Annotated in this window: 23 protein-coding genes; 3 read left to right on the forward strand and 20 right to left on the reverse strand. The window is 39.7% G+C overall.

Going from position 1 to position 26,322, the window contains the following annotated elements; genetic code table 11:
* Positions 1-100 precede the first annotated feature (100 nt).
* From MKY51_RS11355 to MKY51_RS11380, 6 genes are all read right to left on the reverse strand, one after another.
* On the reverse strand, positions 101-613 hold the full coding sequence (locus MKY51_RS11355) for a DUF1292 domain-containing protein (RefSeq protein WP_339172124.1): 513 nt from the start codon (positions 611-613) through the stop codon (positions 101-103).
* 73 nt (positions 614-686) lie between these two features.
* Positions 687-977, reverse strand: coding sequence for a DUF1292 domain-containing protein (locus MKY51_RS11360; RefSeq protein ID WP_014823362.1), 291 nt, complete (start codon positions 975-977; stop codon positions 687-689).
* A gap of 107 nt (positions 978-1,084) precedes the next feature.
* A complete protein-coding gene (gene ruvX, locus MKY51_RS11365) occupies positions 1,085-1,501 on the reverse strand; it encodes a Holliday junction resolvase RuvX (protein WP_339172127.1) in 417 nt (138 codons plus the stop codon).
* Positions 1,498-1,770, reverse strand: coding sequence for an IreB family regulatory phosphoprotein (locus MKY51_RS11370; RefSeq protein ID WP_014823361.1), 273 nt, complete (start codon positions 1,768-1,770; stop codon positions 1,498-1,500). Before MKY51_RS11370 ends, ruvX begins: the two co-directional genes overlap by 4 nt.
* Positions 1,771-1,887: 117 nt before the next feature.
* Positions 1,888-4,560: an alanine--tRNA ligase gene (gene alaS / locus MKY51_RS11375; RefSeq protein WP_339172130.1), complete on the reverse strand. Its 2,673-nt coding sequence runs from the start codon at positions 4,558-4,560 to the stop codon at positions 1,888-1,890.
* A 398-nt stretch (positions 4,561-4,958) separates the two neighbouring features.
* Entirely contained in the window at positions 4,959-6,107 is a 1,149-nt protein-coding gene (locus MKY51_RS11380; RefSeq protein WP_339172131.1) for an MFS transporter, read from the reverse strand.
* A gap of 103 nt (positions 6,108-6,210) precedes the next feature.
* Between MKY51_RS11380 and yeiL the strand changes: the two genes are divergently transcribed.
* Positions 6,211-6,879: a transcriptional regulator YeiL gene (gene yeiL, locus MKY51_RS11385; RefSeq protein WP_339172132.1), complete on the forward strand. Its 669-nt coding sequence runs from the start codon at positions 6,211-6,213 to the stop codon at positions 6,877-6,879.
* Between the two features lie 42 nt (positions 6,880-6,921).
* On the opposite strand, the gene MKY51_RS11390 is transcribed toward yeiL, so the two are convergent.
* Positions 6,922-8,133, reverse strand: coding sequence for a NupC/NupG family nucleoside CNT transporter (locus MKY51_RS11390; RefSeq protein ID WP_339172134.1), 1,212 nt, complete (start codon positions 8,131-8,133; stop codon positions 6,922-6,924).
* Positions 8,134-8,465: 332 nt separating this feature from the next.
* Positions 8,466-10,961, reverse strand: coding sequence for an ATP-dependent RecD-like DNA helicase (locus tag MKY51_RS11395; protein WP_339172136.1), 2,496 nt, complete (start codon positions 10,959-10,961; stop codon positions 8,466-8,468).
* A gap of 160 nt (positions 10,962-11,121) precedes the next feature.
* On the opposite strand from MKY51_RS11395, the gene hisA reads away from it, so the two are divergent.
* Positions 11,122-11,883, forward strand: coding sequence for a phosphoribosylformimino-5-aminoimidazole carboxamide ribotide isomerase (gene hisA / locus MKY51_RS11400; protein ID WP_339172138.1), 762 nt, complete (start codon positions 11,122-11,124; stop codon positions 11,881-11,883).
* A gap of 117 nt (positions 11,884-12,000) precedes the next feature.
* Here hisA and MKY51_RS11405 read toward each other — a convergent pair whose 3' ends face one another.
* The 9 genes from MKY51_RS11405 to MKY51_RS11445 form a co-directional block, all read right to left on the reverse strand.
* Positions 12,001-12,894 carry a manganese catalase family protein gene (locus MKY51_RS11405; RefSeq protein WP_339172141.1) on the reverse strand — a complete coding sequence of 298 codons (894 nt, stop codon included), beginning with the start codon at positions 12,892-12,894 and terminating at the stop codon, positions 12,001-12,003.
* Positions 12,895-12,959: 65 nt separating this feature from the next.
* The gene (locus MKY51_RS11410; RefSeq protein ID WP_251689991.1) at positions 12,960-13,166 is read right to left on the reverse strand and encodes a YuzF family protein; all 207 of its coding nucleotides are present in this window, start codon (positions 13,164-13,166) and stop codon (positions 12,960-12,962) included.
* A gap of 70 nt (positions 13,167-13,236) precedes the next feature.
* Positions 13,237-13,683, reverse strand: a complete 447-nt coding sequence (gene dtd / locus MKY51_RS11415; protein ID WP_339172143.1) for a D-aminoacyl-tRNA deacylase — start codon at positions 13,681-13,683, stop codon at positions 13,237-13,239.
* 18 nt (positions 13,684-13,701) lie between these two features.
* Positions 13,702-15,897, reverse strand: coding sequence for a bifunctional (p)ppGpp synthetase/guanosine-3',5'-bis(diphosphate) 3'-pyrophosphohydrolase (locus tag MKY51_RS11420; protein ID WP_339172145.1), 2,196 nt, complete (start codon positions 15,895-15,897; stop codon positions 13,702-13,704).
* Between the two features lie 195 nt (positions 15,898-16,092).
* On the reverse strand, positions 16,093-16,605 hold the full coding sequence (locus MKY51_RS11425) for an adenine phosphoribosyltransferase (protein ID WP_008407673.1): 513 nt from the start codon (positions 16,603-16,605) through the stop codon (positions 16,093-16,095).
* A gap of 16 nt (positions 16,606-16,621) precedes the next feature.
* Positions 16,622-18,943, reverse strand: a complete 2,322-nt coding sequence (gene recJ, locus MKY51_RS11430; RefSeq protein WP_339172148.1) for a single-stranded-DNA-specific exonuclease RecJ — start codon at positions 18,941-18,943, stop codon at positions 16,622-16,624.
* A gap of 210 nt (positions 18,944-19,153) precedes the next feature.
* Positions 19,154-19,519, reverse strand: coding sequence for a LapA family protein (locus MKY51_RS11435; RefSeq protein ID WP_339172149.1), 366 nt, complete (start codon positions 19,517-19,519; stop codon positions 19,154-19,156).
* A 105-nt stretch (positions 19,520-19,624) separates the two neighbouring features.
* Entirely contained in the window at positions 19,625-21,898 is a 2,274-nt protein-coding gene (gene secDF / locus MKY51_RS11440; protein WP_339172151.1) for a protein translocase subunit SecDF, read from the reverse strand.
* A gap of 216 nt (positions 21,899-22,114) precedes the next feature.
* Positions 22,115-22,423 (reverse strand): post-transcriptional regulator, encoded by a 309-nt coding sequence (locus MKY51_RS11445; RefSeq protein WP_339172152.1) that lies wholly within the window; start codon positions 22,421-22,423, stop codon positions 22,115-22,117.
* A gap of 132 nt (positions 22,424-22,555) precedes the next feature.
* Here MKY51_RS11445 and MKY51_RS11450 point away from each other — a divergent pair, with 132 nt between their 5' ends.
* The gene (locus tag MKY51_RS11450; RefSeq protein ID WP_339172153.1) at positions 22,556-24,025 is read left to right on the forward strand and encodes a polysaccharide biosynthesis protein; all 1,470 of its coding nucleotides are present in this window, start codon (positions 22,556-22,558) and stop codon (positions 24,023-24,025) included.
* Here the strand turns inward: MKY51_RS11450 and MKY51_RS11455 are convergent.
* The 3 genes from MKY51_RS11455 to tgt all read right to left on the reverse strand — a co-directional run bounded on the left by MKY51_RS11455 (position 23,999) and on the right by tgt (position 26,287).
* Positions 23,999-24,646 (reverse strand): DUF421 domain-containing protein, encoded by a 648-nt coding sequence (locus MKY51_RS11455; protein WP_339172156.1) that lies wholly within the window; start codon positions 24,644-24,646, stop codon positions 23,999-24,001. The genes MKY51_RS11450 and MKY51_RS11455 overlap by 27 nt on opposite strands.
* Positions 24,647-24,740: 94 nt before the next feature.
* On the reverse strand, positions 24,741-25,001 hold the full coding sequence (gene yajC, locus MKY51_RS11460; protein WP_014823349.1) for a preprotein translocase subunit YajC: 261 nt from the start codon (positions 24,999-25,001) through the stop codon (positions 24,741-24,743).
* Between the two features lie 128 nt (positions 25,002-25,129).
* Positions 25,130-26,287 carry a tRNA guanosine(34) transglycosylase Tgt gene (tgt, locus tag MKY51_RS11465; RefSeq protein WP_339172158.1) on the reverse strand — a complete coding sequence of 386 codons (1,158 nt, stop codon included), beginning with the start codon at positions 26,285-26,287 and terminating at the stop codon, positions 25,130-25,132.
* Positions 26,288-26,322 lie beyond the last annotated feature (35 nt).

The raw sequence follows: 26,322 nt of genomic DNA on the forward strand, positions 1-26,322 counted from the left end.
CTATTTGCGACGTTTTATAAAATAAAATGTTCGTTTTTGTCTATTATTGAACAATAAAAAACCTTACTGTCGTATTATATCGTCAGTAAGGTCCTTGCAATTAGTTTTGTGCTAGTGAGTTTAAAGCTTGTTCTACCATTTCCCACTCTTCGTCTGTTTCGATAGGAAGCAAGTCCGCTACTTCACCGTTATCACCAGCGATGTAGGCTGATGCATATACTTCCTCCAATACAGGCTCATCTTCTTCCATAATTGCATAGAACAGATAATTTTTGCCGTTGTTTTCGAAGCGGTGTAATATTTGGCACATAATTTCTTCATCATCTTCATTTGTGATTGTGAAATAATTTGTCTGATCGGAGCCAAATTCAGCAAGAACGGTATTCATTACTTCTTCAACCATTGCCCATTCATCATCAGTTTCAATATCCGAAAAGCCGCTCATTTCGCCGTTTTCATCGAGTACATAGCGAAGTGCAGAAATACCTGCTTCTTCATCACCGATTAACGAGAATAAAACATAAGAATGCTCTTCCGAATCAAATGTAAATACAACGCGGCATTGCTGCTCTCCGCCGTCTTCTTTTTGTAAAATAAAAATATTTTCTTCCATACTGTTGCCTCCCGTTGAATGAATAAAACAGAGCAGGCAAATCACCTGCTCTGTTTTTATCGTGTCAAATGAATTATTCTTCTTCGCCTAATTCGTCTTCGATCTGGTTTAATACTTCTTCGATTAAATCCCATTCTGCTTCTGTTTCGATTGGCGTTAATTCGCCATCTTCACCATTTTCAGCAGGAACGAATGCAGAGGCAAAGATTTCAACTGCGCCATCTTCATCTTCTTCTGCACCTACTAAAGAATATAATACGTATGATTTACCGAACTCTTCTGAATCGAAAGTGTGTAAAATTTCGCAAAGTTGTTCGTTGCCGTTTTCATCGACTACTGTAATGTGATTTTGTTGTTCTGACATGATCGTCACCTCTTCATAATATTTAGGCATTGGTGCCTGTTGCTGCTCAATTCATTATACATAAAGCCTTTTCGGATAAGTACAAAAAAGCCTTATATGGAGCAACTTTAGTTTTTACTATCTAAATAGCCTTGTAAAATCATGACAGCAGCCATTTTATCAATAACTTGCTTTCTTTTTTTACGGCTTACGTCTGCCTCGATCAGCATACGCTCAGCAGCCATCGTTGTCATACGCTCGTCCCAAAGCTTAACAGGAAAACCGAATGTATCTTCCAGCAACTTCTTGTAACTTTCGGAAGCTTCACCTCGAGGGCCGATTGTATTATTCATGTTTTTTGGGTAGCCTACAACAAATTCAGTTACATTGTGTTCCTTCACAAGCTCTTTAATACGCTCAATACCAAATTCGCCTACCGCTTCATTGATTTTAACCGTCTCGATACCTTGCGCTGTCCACCCTAGCGCATCACTAATTGCAACGCCGACTGTTTTCGAGCCGACGTCTAAACCCATAATTTTCATTTATCCGCCTCAGTATTCTTTCTAATATAAAATCTAACGAGTTCTTCTAAAATCTCGTCACGTTCAAGCTTGCGGATTAAATTACGTGCGTCCTGGTGGCGAGGGATGTATGCCGGGTCGCCAGATAATAAATACCCTACAATTTGATTTGTTGGATTATACCCTTTTTCCTCTAAAGCCGTATACACCTTCAGCATCACTTGCTTTACTTCTTGTTCCATGGATTCTTCTGGAAAACTGAATTTCATTGTTTTATCGAAAGAACTCAAGACCAGCACCTCGCTTTCAGCAATGAGGAGATGAAGCACACTCTTCCATCTCCATTTATATCATTATAACTTATTCCTGTAAGCACTTCAAATATGCCAGTAGTAAATTTTAGATGTTTAGAAAGATTTTACATGTTCGTAAACAGCATTTAATGCTTCTTCAAGTTTTGCAGCATCTTTTGCACCAGCCATTGCCATATCCGGACGACCGCCGCCTTTACCGCCGCAAGCTTCAGCAACTTGCTTCACGATGTTCCCGGCGTGATAGTTTCCACCTACGATATCTTTCGTCACACCTGCACACAGCATGACTTTCTCGCCATCGACTGCACCAAGAACAATAACAGCTGATTCCATTTTTTCTTTTAAATCATCCATCATTTGGCGTAATTGATTGTTGTCTTTTGCTTCTACACGCGTTGCAAGTACTGTTACATCACCGATTTTTTGGGCAGCATCCAATACAGCACCCGCTTGTGCATTTGCAATTTTTTGAGACAATGAATCATTTTCGCGTTGCAGTTCTTTGTAGTCCGCTTGAAGTGTTGCCACACGAGTTGCTACATCTTTAGCATTCGCTTTTAAAAGGCCGGCTGCTTCATTTAAGATAGCTTCTTCCTCTTTAATCGCTTCATATGCCGCCTTACCTGTAACAGCCTCGATACGGCGTGTACCTGCACCGATTCCGCTTTCGGATACGATTTTGAAAATACCGATTTCAGATGAACGGCTGACATGCAGTCCACCGCAAAGTTCAATCGAGTAATCTGAAACGGCTACAACCCGGACAACATCACCATATTTTTCACCGAACAATGCCATTGCGCCCATCGCTTTTGCAGAATCGATATCCATTTCCTGAATAACAACTTCGATATCTTCCCAAATTTTTTCGTTCACTGCACGCTCAACTTGTGCAAGCTCTTCTTTCGTTGCAGCACCAAAATGAGAGAAGTCAAAGCGTAAACGGTCTGGACCTACATAAGATCCCGCTTGTGCTACATGGTCACCTAATACGTCTTTTAAGGCACGGTGCATTAAGTGTGTTGCTGTATGGTTTTTAAGGATCAATTTACGTTTTGCTTCATCTACTTTTGCTGTAGCTGCATCGCCGACGTTCATTTCACCTGATTCCACTACTACTGTGTGCAGTGGCTGACCATTTGGTGCTTTTTGAACATCTTTTACGATCGCCGTAAATCCGTCTGCTTGAATGATACCTGTATCGGCAATTTGTCCACCCATTTCAGCATAGAACGGTGTTTCAGTTAGAATAACTAACGCTTCTTCACCTTCAGAAGCAGTTGACGTTTCTTGTCCATTGACAACAATTGCAGCAACTTTTGCAGAAGCTTCAAATGCATCATAAATAAATGTCGATTGCTGAGTTAAGTTTGAAAGCACTTCGTTTTGCACTTGCATTGAATCCACATCAGCACGTGCATTACGTGCACGTTCACGCTGTTGCTCCATAGAAGCTTCAAAACCTTCATGGTCAACTGTCATGCCAACTTCTTCAGCATATTCTTCCGTTAACTCAATCGGGAAACCGAATGTATCATATAGTCTGAATGCGTCAGCACCAGGAATCACTGTTTCACCTTTAGCTTTTTGGTTTTCTGCTACTTCATTGAAAATTGCTAAACCGCCATCAAGTGTTTCATGGAAACGCACTTCTTCATTTTTGATAACACGTTGAATAAATGCTTCCTTCTCTTTTACTTGCGGATAGAAATCTTCCATAATCTCTCCGACAGTCGGCACTAATTCGAACATGAACGGCTTTTCGATGCCGATTTTTTTCGCATAGCGGACAGCACGACGTAATAAACGGCGTAATACATAGCCACGGCCTTCATTTGATGGTAATGCACCGTCACCGATAGCAAACGCTACTGTACGGATATGGTCGGCAATTACTTTGAATGGAGTATTCACATCTTCAGTTGATCCGAAAATTTCATTTAAATCCACTTCATGCGGACGTTTGTACGTACGGTTTGCAAACGTTTCTGTTTTTTCGATGATTGGCATGAAAAGATCTGTATCAAAGTTTGTCGGTACATTTTGTACTACAGAAACGATACGTTCAAGCCCCATACCTGTATCGATATTTTGCTTTGGAAGTGGTGTATATGTGCCATCCGGATTGTGGTTGAATTGAGAAAATACAAGGTTCCAAATTTCAAGATAACGTTCGTTTTCCCCGCCTGTATACATTTCTTCCGCCGGCGCACCAACACCGTACTCTTCACCGCGGTCATAGAAGATTTCAGAGTTTGGACCAGATGGACCTTCACCGATATCCCAGAAGTTGCCTTCAAGTCGGATTAGACGCTCTTTTGGCACTCCGATTTCATTGTGCCATACGTCATATGCTTCCTGGTCTTCAGGGTGGATTGTTACCGATAACTTTTCAGGATCGAAGCCCATCCATTTTGGATCCGTTAAAAATTCCCAAGCGTAATGAATTGATTCTTTTTTAAAGTAATCCCCGATTGAGAAGTTCCCTAACATTTCAAAGAATGTATGGTGACGCGCTGTTTTCCCTACATTTTCGATATCGTTTGTACGAATTGATTTTTGTGCGTTCGTAATGCGCGGGTTATCCGGAATGATACGTCCGTCAAAATATGGTTTTAATGTAGCTACTCCCGAGTTGATCCATAATAGTGATGGGTCATTGATTGGAACTAATGGTGCTGATGGTTCAATATGATGCCCTTTTTCTTTAAAGAAATTCAAATAAAGACGACGAATTTCAGAACCTGTCATAATTTTTGTTGTCATGATTTTTTTCCTCCTAATTTTTGTTGAAGTCGATGAGTTTTGGTACATCTTAATAACAGCTGCACGTAAATAATTGATTCTTTCACCGGTTATATTAATAATTCGCTGAAGAAAACAAAAAAAGCCCTCATCCCGGTAAAGGGACGAAGACTATTATCTCGTGGTACCACCCTAATTTATAATGCGCTATGCATTATATCTCAAGTGCTTGTAACGTAAGCAGACGGCAGGGATTAGCTGCACTCTGGAGTAGCTTTCAGTATTTATTCGGGGAGATTTTTTCAGCCGGGAAATCTCTTTCTGCTCACGAAGTCCATACGTACTTGTTCCATCATCGTTTTCATTTTATTATGCTCTTCATTATAAAAAATAGACATCGCGCTGTCAATCGGCATTCCTTAATAATTGAAACGTTTTTTCGTCAGTAAAATTAAAAGGATTGCAGGTACTGTACATATAATCATTCCTAAGAACGCCAAACCTGGCTCGATTTCATAAAGTGCACCACCTAATAATGTTAGAACCGCTGCACTTAAACTCATCGCTAGTGCTGAATAGATCCCTTGTGCATTTGGAATCTGCTCCTGCGGTAAAGCTTTGGAAATATAGCGTATAAAGGCATAATGTGCCATCGCAAACGACAGTGCATGAAGTGCCTGAGAGAAGATAAACATCGGCATATTCGGAAATGCATATACAAGTATCCATCGAACGGTCGAACCAATTGCCGCGATAAGCAATAAAGAAGACGGCTTCCATTTTGTTAAAATTGTATCGGCCTTATAAAAATAAAGAACTTCAAAAATTACTGCAACATTTAAAATCATTCCGATATAAAACGGATTGACATTCAGATCCTGCAGATAAATATATCCGTAGTTATAGTACGATGCATGCGCCCCCTGAAGCAGAATGACGACAAACAATACGATGATAAAGCTCTTTACTTCAAAGAGACCCTTCATGGAGAGCGTTTTTCGCTCCTCTTTAACCGTCACGATATTTAATACTCGAGGCGCAGGCATGAACTGAATAATGAGTAATGACGTTAAACCTAAAATCATCATCCATAAAATCATTCGCTCCCCGTACATTCCGCTGATCATACTGATGATTAATACTGCGACGACAAATCCGAACGACCCGAAAGAACGGGCTCTCCCGTAATGGATGGATCCATGTTGCATTAGTGTGGAGGCACTGCTCTCAACAGCCGGTAACAATGCCGGGTAAAAAGCACTGAACAGCAATGTCATTAAAAATAAGCCGGCAAATGAATTAATCGGTATGTACAGCAGTGTCACAATTAATGAACTTGCCGTAAAAAAGATCAGCACATTTTTGTTGCTCATTACTTTTGACACAAACGGGAAGATAAACATCGTTGAGGCAGCCCGTGCAACTAGCCCAAAGCCCATTATAATGCTTGCTTCTGATACCGTAAGCCCTTTATCGTTGATAAGCCAACCTGTCCAATATGGAAGAAAAATCCCCCATGTAATAAAGAACATAAAGAAATTTTTCGCGAGCCAGCGCTGATTATTCATTGTCTTCATCCTTTTTCGTTTTTATTAATTTGAATATTAACACGAGAAATACTACAATAATGTGAGAAATCTCATATTTTATTGGAAGGAGTTGCTTTATACTTTGAGAAAGTTACCAATAGATGAAAGTCTCAAATATATCGAACAATACCCGATTTCCCAGTATTTTTCGTTTGATATTGTTCCATTTATCCACGTGTATGAATTCGATAAAGGCGAATTTATTTTTCATGAGCATTCATTCCCCGATTATTTGTATTACATGGTTGAGGGAAAAGCTAAATTGTATATTACCCATAAAAACGGTAAAATTTCGCTCATTGATTTTATTACAGCGCCTACATTTATGGGGGAAATGGAATTATTAAATGCTGAACGTTACTCAAAAGGCATTCAGACTTTATCCAAGTCAATTTGCTTTGCGATATCGATCCAGGAAGTGAAAGAAAAATTATTGGCAGATCCTGTTTTTCTGAAAATGCTCTGTATTTTTTTAAGTCATAAAGCAACGACAGCAACAGCAAAATATACGCAAAATCAGGCCTATCCATTGGAGAACCGGTTAGCCTCATTCATTTTACTATCGTCGGATCAGCAATTCTATAAAGAAAAGCATACAGAAGTATGTGAATATTTAGGGGTATCCTATCGCCACTTGCTATTTGTCCTTGCACAATTCAGCGAAGCCGGCTATATTACGAAGCAAAACCGCGGATATGTACTGACAAATCGTTCTGAACTGGAGAAGCTTGCAGCAGAAATTACGTACTAAAAAAAGACTGCGCTAAATTTTTAGCACAGTCTTTGAAAGATATTATATAAACATACCAGCAATTGCAGCTGATAATAAAGATGCCAATGTTCCTGCAGCTACTGCTTTAATCGCAAGTTTTGCAATGATTGGACGTTTATCCGGTGCCATACCACCTAAACCACCGATTAAAATACCCATTGAACTTAAGTTTGCAAAACCACAAAGTGCAAACGAAATGATAATGGCTGTTTTGTCAGAAAGTTCGCCGATAACCGGACCAAAGTTAGAATATGCAACAAATTCATTTAAAATTAATTTTTGACCGATAAATGAACCTGCACGTACTGCTTCATCCCAAGGAACACCAATTAAAAATGCTAATGGCGCAAAGACATAGCCCAATAAACCTTCAAGCGTTACATTATCAAAACCGAATAATCCTGTAATGCCACCTAAAATACCATTTAATAACGCAATTAATGCGATGAAACTTAATAGCATTGCACCAACGTTTACAGCTAATTTCAAACCGTCAGATGCACCTGATGCAGCTGCATCAATAACGTTTGTCGCTTCAGAATTACGTTCTAATTTAAAGTCATCTTCATTTACTTCTTCTGTTTCAGGAATCATTAATTTCGCCATAACCAATCCTGCTGGAGCAGCCATGAAACTAGCCGCCAGTAGGTATTCAAGAGGAACACCTAATACTGAATAACCGATTAAGACCGAACCTGAAACCGATGCAAGTCCACCTGTCATAACAGCGAACATTTGCGATTTCGTCATTTTATTTAAAAATGGACGAATTACAAGCGGTGCTTCTGTTTGTCCAACGAAAATATTGGCAGCAGCATTTACCGATTCCGCTTTTGTTGTACCTAATACTTTTGATAAGAAACCACCAATAATCTTAATGATAAATTGCATAATACCTAAGTAGTAAAGCACAGAGATTAAAGATGAGAAGAAAATAATAATAGTTAATACACTCATCGCGAATACAAAACCAACATTATCCGGATTTGCTAAACCGCCGAATACGAAGTTAATCCCCTCATTGGCATAACCAATCAGCTTCTGAACACCTTCTGAAAGTTGCATAAGCTTCTCGCGGCCGAAAGACCACTTCAATACGATAAATGCAAAAATCAGTTGGACAACTAATCCTGAAATAATAATTCTCCATTGAATTGCTTTACGGTTATTAGATAACCCGATGGCAATCAGTACGATTCCCAGAATACCTATGATTCCCCATACGAAATCCATTTATGTGCACCTTCTTTTTTAGTTTTGAAAACCTTTTCATTTTGTAATATTTGACATCAAACTTCGGACGTCATATAAGTTTTTTTCATACTAACATATCTGGACAATTAATATTAATTAATAGTTTCTTTTAAAATTTCTGATTTTTTCCGCAAAAAATTATTATTTTCCATTATAATCCTACTTGTTTCAACTTTTTATTATATTTAAAACATTTTCCCTCTCCCTTTGAACGTAAACACATCATTTAATAAATTTGTCCAAAATAGTACATTTCTATGTACATAAAAAACTAGCCATTCCCATTCAAACATGAACGAAAATGGCTAGTTCTATTCTTCATTGAAGTCGTATGGCGAAATATTTGCCATACCAATTAATGGATGAATATATGGTGCTGTTTCAGCTGTTAAGTGATTTGGCAGTGATTCACCGATCTTATGCGAATCCGAGACATTCAACAGACCAAGCTGTTCTGTGGAAGGATTTTGTTTCTCTTCCTTAACAGCCACTTGTTTTTCTTCTGTTTCCGGTAATTCTTTCATCTTTTCTGCAGTGATAAATTCCGGATTTAATCGTGCCTTTAAGGTTGTCAATCGAGTTAGATCATCTGTTTTCGCTAATCCGTTCGCTAATACATCCGGCTCTCCACATAAAATCAAAAAGTTTTTAGCACGTGTAATCCCTGTATACAGTAAATTTCTGCGAAGCATTTTTGAATAGCCACGAACAATCGGCATAATGACCGTTTGAAATTCCGAACCTTGTGATTTATGAATTGAACAGCAATAGGCCAAAGTTATCTGGTTTAAGTCTGCACGCTGGTATGTTACTTCAATCCCATCGTAGCTGACAATAAGCAGATCCTGCTTTTCCACTGTTTCCTTTGCACGGATGATGGAAATCACTTCGCCCATATCTCCGTTGAATACATTATTATCCGGCTGATTTACCAGCTGCAGCACTTTGTCCCCGATTCGGTAAATCGTATCACCGAAAACAAGTTCTTTTCTCGACCCGTCATTCGGATTTACAAGCTGCTGAATTTCTTTATTTAAATTGTCGATGCCTGCAGGACCTTTGTACATCGGCGCCAATACTTGAATATCCCGTATCGCCTGTCCTTTTGCAAGTGCCCCTTTTACGATTTGTGTGACAACGCTTGTCACTTGTCCGGCTCCTGCCTGGATAAACGAACGGTCCGTTGTTTTGGCAGTCAGCGTATCCGGAACTTTGCCTTTTTTAATTTGGTGGGCCATTTCGATAATTGTAGACCCTTCAGCCTGACGATAAATATCCGTCAATTCAACGGTTGGAATTTGCTTCGATGCAAGCAAATCCTTTAATACTTGCCCCGGTCCGACAGGCGGTAACTGATCCTGGTCACCTACAAAAACGACTTGTACATCTTCATGCAGCGCTTTTAAAAGCTGATGTGCGAGCCATGTATCCACCATTGACATCTCATCGATAATGATGAGCCGCCCTACAACTTCACGCTCCGTTTCTTCATCCTTTTCCTGCCCATTAAATCCTAATAAGCGGTGTATGGTCATTGCAGGCAATCCCGTAGATTCCGCAAGCCTTTTCGCTGCACGTCCTGTAGGTGCAGCTAGTACAATCGGAAACGGTTCTTCTTTTTCCGCGTACGTTTTCGGGTTCAGTGATAATCCGTGAAGCTCAGCATATACTTCGACCAAACCCCGGACAACCGTTGTTTTCCCAGTTCCCGGTCCGCCTGTTAAAATCATTACCGCGGAATTAATCGCCGTTTCAATCGCCTGTGCCTGTGTCGGCGCATAGGTCACATCATACTGCTCTTCAATATCGCCAATCGCTTTTCGGATTTCATCTTTCGAAAAACTTTCAGCCATTTTATTTTTTTCTTTCAGTTCATTAATCTTACTGGCAATGCCCACTTCACTAAAATAAAGTGAAGGCAAGTACATGCGTGTTTCTTCACCGCATATTTTCGAATCCTCTCGCATTTCGATTGCCGCTTTCGAAATCGCTTCATACGGAATTTCAATGCGCTGACTTTGTTCAAGTATATCTTTCACCATCGGAAGCACCATTTCCGCATCCAAATAAACATGGCCTTCAGATAATGCTGCATTTGTCAGCACATGAAAAATGGCTGCTTTAATTCGGTCCGGGTGATTTCCCGTGATCCCCAGCTTCGAACCGAGTTCATCCGCACGTATAAATCCGACCCCTTCGACTTCCTCAATTAAACGATAAGGATTTTCTGTCAGCAGCGGAATGGTTTCTTCCCGGTAAGCCTGATAAATTTTCATCCCGAGCTGTGGTCCAAAGCCCCAGTCATTCAGGCGTACCATCACCCGTTCCAAACCAAGATTTTCTTCGATTGTTTGGCGAATATGTAATTTCTTTTCAGCAGATAGTCGGGGAACTGCATCAAGTGCTGACGGATCCTCCAATATTTTCGTGAGGGCATCCATTCCGAGCTTTTCTACGATTGTCTCTGCTGTTTTTCTCCCGACCCCTGTAAATAGGTCACTTGATAAATAATGGACAATTCCCTGCTCTGTTGTCGGCACTTCTTTTTCAAATGTATCAATTTGAAACTGCATCCCGTATTTCGGATGACTTTTTAGCTGCCCTGTAAAACGGTATAGTTCATCAGTTACTAATTGAGGAAAATAACCAACGATGATAATTTCTTTTTCGTCATGCTGTATATTGGTTTCTTGAATTTTGACACGAACAATGGAGTACATATTCGTTGCATTATGAAAAATTGTTACAATTGGTCGACCTAAAATAAAGAGCTTATTTATGTCAAACAAGTTTAGATTTTCCGCCATTTCCATGCCACGCTTTCTAATTAATAGTATGCCTATTTTATCATACCCGAAATAACCTGTCCTACAATATAACAATAGATTACACGTCTGATTTTTCTATTAATTTAGCACGCTGAAATGTTATGATACGTATAGAATGTAAGAGAAAGTAGTGAAGAACATGAATTTTAGACCTTGTATTGATTTACACGATGGGAAAGTGAAGCAAATTGTCGGGAGTACTCTCGGCTATGACAATAAAGAAGTGGTTGAAAATTTTACATCTGACCAGGATGCCTCGTATTACGCTTCATTATTTCTGCAAAATAAACTGACTGGCGGACATGTGATTATGCTTGGTCCCGGTAATGAGGAAGCGGCGATTTCTGCATTGAAAGCTTACCCGAACGGTCTGCAAATAGGCGGCGGAATCACTGCCGACAATGCAAAGAAATATATCGATGCAGGCGCTTCGCATGTCATTGTGACTTCCTATATTTTTCATGACGGGCAGCTTGATATGGACCGGCTGCAGCAACTAGTAAAAAACATCGGCAAAGAAAAACTTGTCCTTGATCTAAGCTGCCGAAAACGTGATGGGAAATGGTATGTCGTAACAGATAAATGGACAAAATTCAGCGACTTCGAAGTGAATGCGGAATCAATTAAGGAAATTGAAGCCTATTGTGACGAACTGCTCATACATGCAGTCGATGTGGAAGGAAAGCGCAGTGGCATGCAGGAGGATTTAGTTCGTGATTTGGCGGAATGGACAACAATTCCTACAACGTATGCAGGCGGTGTACGTTCAATTGAGGACCTGAAAAAATTCGAATCACTTTCAGACGGTAAATTACATGTCACTATTGGCAGTGCCCTTTCCATCTTCGGTGGTGACCTGGACTTCCAAACAGTGGTGAATTACTGCGAAGGTATTGAATAGCCTTGCTTTGGTTCTTAAAATGTTAAGATGTAAGAATTTTAATAATTACTGTTGTTAACAACAGCAAAAACCCATTTTTCACTTAGAGAAAAATGGGTCTTTATTTTAAGGCAGCTCTTACATATTGAACATGAGGCGTTTTGCAATCATCTGGAACTCTTCCGGACCGATTCCCGGTGCAAACTCTTCCGGCAATTCATCCAGATCCGGCATCTTTGCACCTTTTGGCGTCCCCTCTTCTACGATGAGCGGCGCATTCGTTAATGGATGCGGTCCTTTCCAGATTTTATTTATATCCTGATAGTCTCCTACGTAGTTCCACGTAAATAATACATTCCCATAACCACGCTCTTCATATTTTCTTGCATGGTCAAATACATGGTTATCAAGGCTAGGTATCGGAAGCATCCGCGTTACATCAACGCCCGTTGCCATTTCCAGTGCTTTTGCATAGGCAACAACATGTGTTCCGCCGCGCACTAGTAAATAGCCGATCATTTCTCGGGCTGTCGGATGGTCTGTCATTTCATACACACGCATTTTATGTGTCCGCGCCCCGCATTCCAAGAAGAAATTATGCAGCAAATCGAGCACTAAATTCCCGCTGGAAAAAACATATTCTCCATTCCACGGTTTCCCCATTGAATCGACAGGTAAAGCTGTCTGCGCAGAAGCGATAAAGCTCTGGGTATTGCGCATATTTTTGGCGTTCATCATCGGTGCCAGATTCGGGTTTCCGGAAAACGTCGTATCTTTCCCAAGTAAATTGATTGTCGTCGCTACGAGTTCCACATGTCCAAACTCTTCTGCGGTAATACTCGCAACTAAATCATAAAAAGGCTTTAGTTTCTTTTTTCCACGGAAATTGAATGACTGATACATATAGTTATTCAAAGTCGACATTTCGCCAAATTTCCCGCCTAATAATTCCTGTACCGCACTTGCAGCATTTGCGTCTCCATATTCCACCTGTGGTAAATCAATAAGTAATCGATTGACGCGTTGAAACAATAAAGCACCCCCTAATTGTCATAGTAAGCTTATGACGATTAGAGGGTGCGTAGACCACATTCATTTCATTTTTTTAAAAATGGCATAATCCAAACAATTTTGTCGATACGGATATAGAACGGTGTCTGGCATACATCAAGCACAATATAGTCCGGACAGATCGCGGCCAATATTCCTTGCTGAACACGATTCCCCTCTTGCTGGACAGCAACCATCTGTCCTAAATAGTTTTGGATCGCTTCAAGCCAATACGCGTTTGGATATGTGTTCATTTGAACCAAAAAATCACTCCTTTGTATGCATACTGTACAATATGCGAAAAAGGAGTGATGCGTTCATCGATTATTTGCCTTTAGACTCTATTGTGATCGTTACAGGACCATCATTAATCAGCGCAACATCCATCATTGCCCCGAATACACCTGTTTCAACATGCAGCCCATTTGCCTTCAGTTGTTCATTGAAAGCTTCCCATAACGGTTTTGCCTGTTCCGGTCTTGCTGCTTCCACAAAACTAGGCCGCTTCCCTTTACGCGTATCCGCATAAAGCGTAAATTGTGAAATTGATAAAATATCCCCGCCTGCATCAATAATGGAACGATTCATCTTGCCGTCCTCATCTTCCCAAATACGCAAGTCGGTAATTTTTTTCGCTACATATTTAATATCTTCTTCTGTATCACTATGTGTAATGCCGACAAGCAGCACATAGCCTTTTTGAATCGCACCTGTTACTTGTCCATCGACTGTAACAGAAGCCTGTTTTGAACGTTGTAATATTACGCGCATCTTTTCCCCTACTATCTATTAATTAATTACACGCTGAACGGAGTATATATCCGGAAGCTGTTTAATTTTTTCGACAACACGATGCAATCCTGAAATATTCGTGATGGCTATCGTCAAATGAATCGTGGCAATTTTTTCACGATCTGCACGACCTGTAACCGCCAAAATATTAGTTTTCGCTTCACTGACCGCGTGCATGACGTCATTTAAAATGCCTGGACGGTCATATGCCGAGATTTCGATATCCACTGGGTAATCTTTACGGATTTGTGTACCGTCATTTTCCCATTCCACTTCAATAAGACGTTCCAAATTTCCGTCTTCCTGGATGTTCGGACAATCTGCACGGTGTACAGAAACACCACGTCCCTTTGTAATAAAGCCGACAATATCATCACCCGGTACCGGTGTACAGCAGCGTGATAGACGAATTAGTAAATTATCGATCCCTTTTACAATAACGCCTGATTCCGTACGCTTTTTCGGTGTCGGATTGTTCATGCTTTTAACGATTTTTTCGAGTGCTTCTTCCTGCTCACGCTCTTTGCGCATTTTTTCGGCAAGACGATTGACGATTTGCTGAGCTGTAATTCCGCCGACGCCGACAGCCGCATATAGATCATCTTCATGAGTATAGTTGTATTTTTCAATCACACGTTTTATATTTTCAGTTGTTAAGACTTCCTTCATATCAAACTCTTGAGCTTTAATTTCCTTTTCAACGAGTTCTTTTCCTTTAACAACACTTTCTTCACGCACATGCTTTTTGAAAAATTGCTTGATTTTATTTTTTGCCTGCGAACTTTGGGCAATCTTTATCCAGTCACGGCTCGGGCCGAATGATTGTTTCGATGTTAGTACTTCAACGATATCCCCTGTTTTTAATGGTGTATCAAGCGGTACCATTTTTCCGTTAACTTTTGCACCAATTGTTTTGTTCCCGACTTCCGAGTGTACGCGGTAAGCAAAATCGATCGGGACAGAGCCCGATGGAAGCTCAATGACGTCACCTTTAGGCGAGAATACATAGACCATGTCCGAAAACAAATCGAATTTCAACGATTCCATAAACTCCGCAGCATTCGACGATTCATTTTGGAACTCAAGAATTTCACGGAACCAAGTCAGTTTCTGGTCAATTGTTTCGGCATTTTGTTCTACCGTTTTACCTTCTTTATAGGCCCAGTGTGCCGCGATACCGAACTCTGCGATTTTGTGCATGTCCTTCGTACGGATCTGCACCTCAAGCGGATCCCCATATGGTCCGATAACAGTTGTATGTAGGGATTGGTACAGGTTTTGCTTCGGCATCGCAATATAGTCTTTAAAGCGTCCCGGCATCGGCTTCCATAAAGTATGGATAATCCCGATTACCGCGTAGCAATCTTTAATACTATCTACTAAAATACGCACTGCCAGTAAATCGTAAATTTCATTAAACTGCTTTTTTTGAAGCACCATTTTCCGGTAAATACTATATAAATGTTTCGGGCGGCCAAAAATATCCGCTTCAATCTCTACTTCTTTCAGCTGGGAATTGATCTCGTCCATTACGTTATCCAAATAAGCTTCACGTTCATCACGCTTTTTCTTCATCAAGCTGACGATCCGGTAATACTGCTGCGGATTTAAATAGCGTAATGCCGTATCCTCCAGCTCCCATTTCACTTTTGAAATCCCTAATCTGTGCGCTAACGGAGCGAAGATTTCAAGTGTTTCCTGAGAAATACGACGTTGTTTTTCAGCCGGTAAATGCTTTAAAGTCCGCATATTATGCAGACGGTCTGCCAGCTTAATTAAAATTACTCGGATATCCTGAGCCATTGCGACGAACATTTTCCGGTGGTTTTCGGCCTGCTGCTCTTCTTTTGACATATATTTAATTTTACCGAGCTTCGTTACCCCATCAACAAGCTTGGCTACTTCTTCACTAAATTCATTTACTAGATCTTCGCGTGTCACTTCCGTGTCTTCCACGACATCATGCAAAAACCCTGCGGCTACCGTTTCAGGGTCCATTTGCAGCTCAGCCAAAATACCCGCTACCTGTACCGGGTGTATTATATATGGTTCTCCGGAGCTGCGGAACTGCTCTTTATGTGCTTCTTTCGCTACCTCATATGCTTTAACAACAAAGGTAACATGTTCATCGTTCATATAAGATTTGACGAGCTCGAAAACATCTTCGGGCGCCAATATTTGTTCTTTCGCCATTATGAGTCCACCTGTTCTTTCTATTTTCGCTTTAAGTATAAGTTCAATTGTATAAAAAATGCCTACTAAATGTAAAGGCACGCGGGCATTTAGTTTTGCAGAAAGTCGAAATTTGTAGAATTATTGAACAGCTTATACAAGATAATTCATTGAAAAAAAACTATCCCGCAAAGTTTATACGGGATAGTTCAGGGATTAATATTGTATTAATGTTTTAATTGGAATATTGTTGATTTTGTTGCGGCCATTTAATTCTGTAAGCTCGATAATGAATGCTGCACCCACTACTTCGCCGCCTAATTGTTCGATTAAGCGAACAGTTGCTTCTACTGTACCGCCTGTTGCAAGCAAGTCATCACAGATTAAAACTTTCTGACCTGGTTTAACTGCATCTTTGTGCATTGTTAAAGTATCTGTACCATATTCTAATCCATAATCTGCAGAAATGACTTCACGTGGAAGCTTTCCCGGTTTACGAACTGGAGCGAAACCGATTTCCAATGCATAGGCTACTGGACATCCAATAATAAATCCGCGTGCTTCAGGACCTACGATAATTTCAGCGCCAACTTCTTTTGCATATTTTACAATTTCATCAGTCGCATATTTATATGCCGGACCATTGTCCATGATCGTTGTAATATCTTTAAAGCTGATGCCCTCTTTCGGCCAATTTTCAACTGTTGTTACGTACTGTTTTAAATCCATTCTTCCTATGTCCTCCTCAAGAACTCAATCGTTCATTAAACCATTGCTTCAGTTCACTGTATGTTGCATATAACAGTTTCTGCTCAAGTTCAATTTGTTGTGAACGCAATTTATATGACGGTGCTTCGGATAATGCTGTTTTCGGTGCATTTTCGTTTACGGTCGTCAAACCATTCTCTATTGTAACAAATCCTAGCTCAAAAAACACTTTTGTCATAAATTTAATTACTTCTATATTTAGTCCGATATGTTCGGATAATTGTCGAATATGTTGTTTCAGGTTAAAATCCGGACGTTTTTTCAGGAATCCGTAATACCATTTAAAATGTTCCCTTGTCGGCATGCCATTGAAATACGCGGATTGATCGGTATATAAATGTGCATAGATTCGTTCAATTGGAACTTCTTTTAGTAGTATTTCCAATGTGGCTACATTTTCCGGCAAATCCAGTAAAACGATATTTTTATGCAATTTTTCAGCTTCAGTTCCAACAGTGAAATGTACTATTTCTTTCGGTATCTCCTGTTCAAAATGCAGCTTTGTCTGTTCGGAAAACGCAATAAAATCGGTTTTTTCCACATTAATTTTTGCAAGCCAGTTTGCCGTCTTGCTTTTTCCGCGGTAATCATACAGCTGCCATTCATTCACCCGGACATCCTGAACCATAAACTGCGGTTTTTTATTGCCCTGCCATTCATTGACCTGCAAATCTCCTACTACCGACAACGCAACACCATACGAAATTTCATCGTGTAAAAAACCTTTATTGAACCCTATTGCATCAAGAGAACGGTACGGATCTTCCAGCTCCATTTTAAGGTGATTTTCGCCTGAACCGATTTTGCGCATCGATTTTACCTTTACATCCTGGATGCCAAAGACCGGCTTCGGAAACTCTGTGCCAAATGGAGCCAACTGCCGCAGCTCTTCAATCGCATCAACGGTAATTTCACTTAGCTCAATCGGCACATCAATCTGCATCTTCTGTACAAGCTGTTCTTCAGTTAAACAAAGTCGGGCCTGTTCGTTTAAACGTGTACGCAATGAATCGACATGTTCAATCGGTAATGTCATCCCCGCTGCCATCGGGTGTCCACCGAAATGCGGTAAAATATCCCGGTTTTTCGCCAACTCATTATACAGATGGAACCCTTCAATACTTCTCGCGGATCCTTTTGCGATCGCTTTTTCCGGATTAAGTGATAGAACAATTGTCGGTCGGTAATACTTTTCGACTAATCGCGATGCAACGATTCCGACAACACCCGGATTCCAGCCTTTTCCTGCTACGACTAATACGAGGGAATCTTTTAAGGTAACGTCATTTTCAATCATTGCCATTGCTTCATTGGTAATGTCTTCTACAATTTTTTTCCGTTCTGTATTTTTATCATTTAGTTGGGTTGCCAATGCATTTGCCTGCAGTGGGTCTTCACTCATTAAAAAATGCACTCCAGGCTCGGCACTTCCTAAACGACCGATTGCATTAAGACGAGGGCCAAAATAAAAACCGACAGTTTCTTCATTGATATCTCTTTGGTTTGCCCCTGAGGCATCACAAAGAGCCTTAACCCAAGGATTTGGAGACTGTTTTAATGCCTGCAAACCACGCTGAACTAAATAGCGGTTTTCGCCAACGAGCGGTACTAAATCGGCGATTGTTCCCACTGCCACATATTCAAATAAATGGTCCGGCAACTCACCGTATAATGCATGCGCCAATTTGAAAGCAACACCTACTCCGGCAAGCTCACCAAACGGGTAATGGCCTTCTGGCACACGTGGGTGAATAATCACATTGGCATCAGGCAATACATCCCCCGCCTCATGGTGATCGGTAATAATAACATCCATTCCAAGCTCTCTTGCCACTTTTACTTGTTCGATTCCGCTTATCCCATTATCGACCGTAATAATTAAATTTACGCCATCTTCATATGCTTTTTTGAAAAGTTCTTCATTCGGTCCATATCCATGAATAAACCGATCCGGAATAACAAAGCTGACATCAGCACCCAAATCTAGTAAAGCATTAAGCAGCACAGTTGTACTTGTAATACCATCGGCGTCATAATCACCGTATACGAGAATCTTTTCGCCATTATCCAATGCCTGCTCAATACGCATCACTGCATCTTCCATCCCAGCCATTAGAAACGGATCATGATATTGGGTTTCATCAATTTTCAGTAACGGCTTTGCCTGTTCTACCGAAGTGCAGCCACGGGCAATTAAAATTTTTGCTGCGATCGTTGATATATTCAGTTGTTCACTAAATTGTTTTACAAGTTGCTCATCTTGCTGTTTTATTGTCCATAATTTTTGTGACTGTATCATATCTATTCACTTCCTCACGCAGTTCATTATAACGGAAATCTATCTTGTTTCCCAAAGTTTCTTCTGATATTAATAGAAAAGTTGATATGTAATTTCAGGAAGACAGTTTAAAAAAATGAGATAGTATGCAGTTCTTTACTGAAAATAAAAAAGCAATTTGAAACGTATTCCTGTTTCAAAATTGCTTCAGTTAGTCATCTTCTGTTTTCACTATTTTTTCGGCATTTCGTTATCATCCGGCATTTCTTCCGTTACAAATGCGGAAGCACCTAGTTCGTGTAGTTCACTTTTTAAACGGACAATCTCTGTATCCTTTTCGTTAATCAATACATGTGCTGCATCCAGTTCTTTTTGAATCGCTTTCGTTTGCCTTTTTCCCCCGTACATACGGAATGCCGAAAAGCAAAAGCTGATGATAAAACCGATGAGTACCGATCCTAAAATGATTAATATTAATGGCCAGCGCGCTTCACCAAAGACATAATTCACCTGCACGCTATCCACATTTACTGTGGCAAAAATGGCAATGATAATAGCAAAAATGAGTCCTACTGCAAATGTCCATTGAATTTTCATATTCGTCTCCTCTCACACATAATATAAGAAATTTATTCCTTTTTTTGAATAAGGGTAAACAAAAACCGCGTAATTTGCAAAATGCAATTACGCGGTTCATATGTTTTAAACTTGTGGCTCGTCTGAACCCCATTGTTTTTTCTCTTTTTTCACAACAGATGTACCTTTTTTGTCCATTTCACGGCATTTTAGTGAATACCAAACTTGTGCCGCAATACAGATAGAAGAGTAAATCCCTGTAATTAATCCGATTAATAGAGCGATTGAGAAGTTTTGAATAGAAGGAGCACCTAAGAAAATCAATGCTATAACTACTACAATAACCGTCAATACTGTATTAACAGAACGTCCCATTGTCTGACGAAGCGATTTGTTGACGATCGTAGCCAACTCTTCTTTCGATGTAATTTTTTCTTGACGGTCAATATTTTCACGTATACGGTCAAACGTAACAATTGTATCGTTTATCGAGTACCCGACAATCGTTAACACCGCAGCGATAAATGTAATATCTACCTCTAAACGCAACATACTGAAAATCACAATGATAAAGAATACGTCATGCAGTAATGAAACAATTGCACCTAGACCCATACGCCATTCGAAGCGAATCGCTACGTAAATAATAATGCCTAGTGCTGCCAATGCCAATGCATAGATTGCATTTTTCGCCAGTTCTTTTCCGACTGTAGCTGATACAGTACTCAAACTTGGCTCATGACCGTATGTTTCTTTTACTTGCGCAGAAAAATCAAGTACTTCTTGTTGAGAGAAGTCATCTTTATAACGCATAACAGCAATATTGTGATCGTCGCCTGAAATTACGACATCATCATTTGCAAAACCGATTTCAACAAGATAATTTTCCACTTCTTCTTGCACTAGCTCCGTATCGGATTTAATTTCCACCCGTGTACCTTGTGAAAAATCGATTCCAAGGTTCAGTTTGAATACACCCAGTACAATAATCCCTGCAACTAAAATAAAAGTCGATATTGCATAGAATTTTTTACGGTTTCCAACAAAATCCAATTTATCGAATTTCGTTGTTAAGTCAAGTGAAGTAATTCCTTCATCAAGTGAATGCTGTTTCGATCTGCTGATTCCGAACCATGCCGGATTATTGAAGTAGCCACTGTTTACAAGTAATCCCTGTAACATACGAGATCCCCATACAGCTGTTACAAATGATAGTAAAATCGAAATAATTAAGGTCGTAGCAAAACCTTTAACTGAACTTGTACCATAATAGAACAATACGGCAGCTGCAAGTAAAGTTGTTAATTGTGCATCAATAATTGCTGTTAAAGACTGCTTTGATCCTAATTTGTATGCATCTTTTACAGAATGGCCAACACGTAATTCTTCACGAATACGCTCCGCAGTTAAAATGTTCGCATCAACGGCCATCCCGATCCCTAATACAATCGCCGCAATACCCGGCAATGTTAAGACCGCATTAATACCATTAAAGACGGTTAATACTAAATATGTGAATACCGATAATGTAATGATTGAGATAAAGCCCGGTAAACGGTAGTAGATCAGCATGAACAGGAAGATTAACAGTACGCCGACAACCCCTGCAAATACGGTATCGTTTAGTGCGTCTTTACCGAATTGTGCTCCAACCGATGTTGAATAAATTTCCGTTAACTTAACAGGTAAAGAACCTGCATTTAACACAGATGCAAAGTTTTTCGTTTCTTCTACTGTGAAGTTACCCGAAATCATAACATCTGTTGTATTTAAAACTTGTGTTACAGAAGCAGCTGACTGGAATTTCTGTTCTGCAGGTGGCTTTTCTTTTTCTTTAGCGTATGAATCTACGCCTTCTTCAAAGTCCAACCAAACAACTAATAAGTTATTCGGTGCACCCATGCTCATAACTTTTTGCGTCACTTCCGCAAATTTAGCCGCGTCTTTCAATGTTAAAGTTACGATTGGCTGGTTCTGTTGGTCAAATGACGCTGCTGCGCCACCTTCCTTTAAATCTGTACCATCCAATAAAATATTGTCATTTACGTCACGGAAAGTTAAATTCGCTGTACTCGATAATAGCTCACGAGCAGAGTCCTGATCTGCCAAGCCGGCAAGCTGGACACGAATTCGGTCTTCCCCTTCTATTTGAATGCTTGGCTCACTAACACCGAATGCATTTATACGATTGTTTAATGCCGTCGTTGTATCCGCCAGTACACTCTGGGTAATCGCTTGTCCATCAACAAGTGATTCCACTTCATAAAGTACTTCAAATCCACCTTGAAGGTCCAATCCAAGTTTTACATCGTTTAAAACCTTCTCTACCGTTGTGCCCATTCCTGTAAATAGCAATGCTACGACAAGAACGAACGTAATGATACGGTTTGCTAATTTCATTAAAAAATCCTCCTCAATATCACACTAAAAGCGGTGTGATGTAAAACGTAAAAATTACCTTCCACAAACTATGTATTCATTTCAATAATTTTCTGAATTACTTTTCAAAAATAACAATCCGATAGTTTGAAAAGCACAACACTCTCATTATGAAACAGCTAGTGGAAACTGTCAAATTATTACTAGATAATTTATTATATAATTCTCATTTTTCTCCTACTCTTTAAGTGGCTGAAATAAACTTTGCAGCTCTTCATTAGACAGTTTTAAGTTCAATTCATTCCGCTTGAAATCCCTTATTTGCATATAGCTCAGCACTTCCGAAGCCGTTGCACCGAAAATGCCTGCTGTCAGCTCATGCAACCGCATATTTTGCACATCTTTTTTGCGCCACACCTTATCGATGCAATATTTCCATAAATCCTGTTCTGTTATCGAATCATATCCATAGTAATGAAATTCCTCGATTTTGTTTGTCAATATAAGCTGTACCTTTTCGTAAAGGCCGAAAAATGGAATTTGCATGTCGATCACTCCTGAACTTAGGTTTTAACTGCGATTACTACTGCATACTTTATTGTATATGAATGAAATTAAATTGAGAAGGGAGAATGTAGAAGTTATTTGGGCTCATTTCTAAAAGGAACATTATTCTTAATGTTTGTCATATTTATTTCAAAATGTCTTGGGTTTTTGTACCGAATGCAGTTTATGCGTATTGCCGGGGAGGAAGCGGTCGGACTCTATATGACGGCTTATCCCACATTTATATTTTTCATTTCGCTTATTCAATTAGGTATTCCGATTGCAATTTCGAAACTGATTGCAGAATACCATGCGAAACGAAAAACAGAACATGTTACATCCGTAATGAAAACAGCTATCAAAATTTCGGCCATTTCCATTATTTTATTTAGTCCATTCATTTATTTTGCAATTCCTTATATTGCAAAAGTGCTTTTACATAATGAAAACCTTATTTTCACTCTTTATATTAGCCTTTTCACAATTCCAATCGTAATCTTTTCAAGCTTAATAAAAGCATATTTGCAAGGTTTAGCAAAAATTGCCCCGACTGCATGGGCACAACTTCTTGAGCAGCTTGTACGGATTGGCCTCATTATCGTATTGTTGCCTTATTTCATTTCGGAATCGCCTGCAATGACTGCCGCAGCCGCTATGGGAATAACAGCAATTGGTGAGATTTTCTCGTTACTGTTTTTGGCGATTTTTTATAAACGCTCGAGTAAAATGTTCAAAAAGGGGTCGACAAGCACTTCCTTTACAAAACCGATTTTTAACATTGCATTGCCTTCAGCCGGCAGTAAGTTGTTCGGGACCTTTACATGGTTTTTGGAACCGATCATTTTCTTAAAAGCACTGACGGTTTCAGGATTGGCTGCAGGAGCCGCTACTACATTGTACGGAATTATTTCCGGGGTGCATATACCATTACTGTTGTTCCCGGCTTTCATACCTGCTGCATTGGCAATCGTGCTGATTCCTGCAGTAAGTAGTGCACTGGCGAGCAATAATTACACATTGCTGAATAAACGGATCACCCATTCATTACGGTTATCTTCATTAATCGGCTGTATGGCCGCTACAGTGTTTTTCATACACGGCGATGAGTTGACAATGGTGCTGTTTCACCTTGAGGAAAATCGTGGGTATATGAAAATATTGGCACCTATTTTTTATTTTTACTATATTCAAAGTCCGCTTCACTCCATTTTACAAGCATTGGATGAAGCCCAGGCTGCCATGATGAATTCTATTTATGGTGGTATAGGAAAACTGTTTTTGCTATTCTTCCTTGCCTCACAACCAGCCATTCAGGAAAAAGGTGCGATTATTGCAATCGGCTTTGGTGTTCTTATCACATCCTTTTTACACATTGCTTCAATTAAACAGCAAAAGAAAATCAATGTCGGTTTCAGATTTTTCGTTCTGCCATACGGAATTTTTATCCTCACGTCGTTTGTACAGCCGATCATTGCTGCCGGAATGCCGCTTATGATCAGCGTTGCAATTACAATCGGGTTTGTCTTGCTGTTACTTTTCATTACAAAACAAATTCGTTTCAATGATTTCCAGTATCTACGTTCCATTTTTTCGCGCTCGTAATTGGACAAACCACTTTCCGTCTTCATAGCTGCAGTAAAAAATATCCCGTATATTCGGATAGCCATTAACCAGTAATTCGCGAACGAGCCATTCTTCATCCTTGCCAATAATTCTCAAGTGTCTTTTGTCAACATAGCCATCCATAATGAGGGGCAATATAAACCCGCCAGAATTTTTTTGATAAATCGATAGCTTTCCGGATTGTTCCAAAAAAGCGTAGGCAACATCCTGAACAGAACAAACTCCTTGTTCACGTAATTGCTGGAGTAGGTCATCAAGATTGTAGCGTTGCTTTTTCATTTCTACTTCACATATGAATCCATCGCGGATAACAAGAGAGGGATCGCCTTCAATAAAGTCACGTAATTTTTTATTTTTTAATATGAGCCATGAGTTTAAGTATTGAATTAAAAACAATAAAATAATAGGCAAAACGGCTTTAAAGAACTGCCGATCATAGTCGTCCAAAGCAATTGCAGCTATTTCACCCATCAACACGAATATCGCCAAATCCACAATACTGAGTTCACCAACTTCACGTTTGCCCATCAGACGGAAAACAATGAGTAAAATAATATACAAAACAATTGTTCGAAATATAATTAATGTATAATCTTCCAATTGATTCACCTCTCATACAATAGCTTGTTCTAAATTGCATGAAAGATACAAAAAAGCTTGCGGAAATTAAATTTCCGCAAGCTTTTTTTAACGTTTAAACTGATTCTACACGACCAATTGCTTGGCGTTCAAATTTTAAACGAGTATTCCCGTCAACGATTAAATAAACAGTCGTATCTTCAATTGCATCAACTTCTCCGTGTAAGCCACCTACAGTAACTACTTTATCCCCACGTTTTAAGCTGTTTTGCATTGTAGCGGTTGCTTTTTGACGTTTTTGTGCTGGACGAATTAAAATGAACCACATCGCAACGAACATTACGATAATCGGTAAAAATTGTACTAAACCTTCCATTTTCAAATTGCCCCCTTTCTCTATCTCTTTCTCACTTACCTAGTATAGTATAGAATTGCACGTTATTGCGCAAAAAACTCTATTTTTTCTCAAAAAATTATAGTGAATTTCGGATTTCGAACATATTTTTAGAAGTTTTTAGCATTTGGTTTATTGTAGCCGTACTTTTCAAAGAACTCTTCTTTGAAATCACCAAGACGGTCTTCACGGATCGCCTGACGTACATCTTCCATTAACTTAATAAGGAAGCGCAGGTTATGGTATGAAGTTAAACGTAAACCGAACGTTTCTTCCGTACGTAATAAATGACGCACATATGCACGAGTATAGTTTTTACAAGTATAACAATCACAATTCTCATCGATTGGCGCAAAGTCTTTTGCGTATTTTGCATTTTTGATGACCATACGTCCTTCAGATGTCATTAATGTACCGTTACGTGCGATACGTGTTGGTAATACACAGTCAAACATATCGATACCGCGGATGGCTCCATCGATTAAAGAGTCCGGTGAACCGACACCCATTAAATAGCGTGGTTTATTTGCGGGCATCATTGGTGCAGTAAAGTCCAATACTTTGTTCATAATATCTTTTGGCTCACCAACTGATAAACCGCCGATTGCATAACCCGGGAAATCCAGCTCTACTAAAGCTTCAGCTGATTTACGGCGCAGCTCTTCATATTCTCCGCCTTGAATAATACCGAACAGTCCTTGCTCGTCAGGACGTTGGTGTGCTTCTTTACAACGTTTTGCCCAACGTGTTGTACGGTCAACAGATGCTTCCATATATTCATATGTCGCCGGGAATGGAGGACATTCATCAAACGCCATCATAATATCAGAACCTAAGTCGTTTTGAATTTCCATTGCTTTTTCCGGTGATAAAAACAGCTTGTCTCCATTTAAATGGTTACGGAAATGAACGCCTTCTTCTTCGATTTTACGGAATTTAGATAATGAGAATACTTGGAATCCGCCTGAATCCGTTAAAATTGGACGGTCCCAGTTCATGAATTTATGCAGCCCGCCTGCTTCTTTCACAATATCATTCCCTGGACGAAGCCATAGATGATATGTGTTTGAAAGGATAATTCCTGCATTCATTTCTTTTAATTCTTCAGGGCTCATTGCTTTTACTGTCGCTTGTGTACCAACCGGCATGAATGTCGGTGTTTCAAATGAACCGTGCGGAGTATGGACAATACCTAATCGTGCACCCGTCTGTGCACATGTTTTAATCAATTCATAACGAATTGGTGGTTGTTTTGTTGTTTCAGTCATATTAAATAATCCTCTCGTTTCTAAAGTAAAAACAG

Origin of the sequence: Solibacillus sp. FSL R5-0691 (genome assembly GCF_037974225.1) — a bacterium.
Taxonomy (GTDB): domain Bacteria; phylum Bacillota; class Bacilli; order Bacillales_A; family Planococcaceae; genus Solibacillus.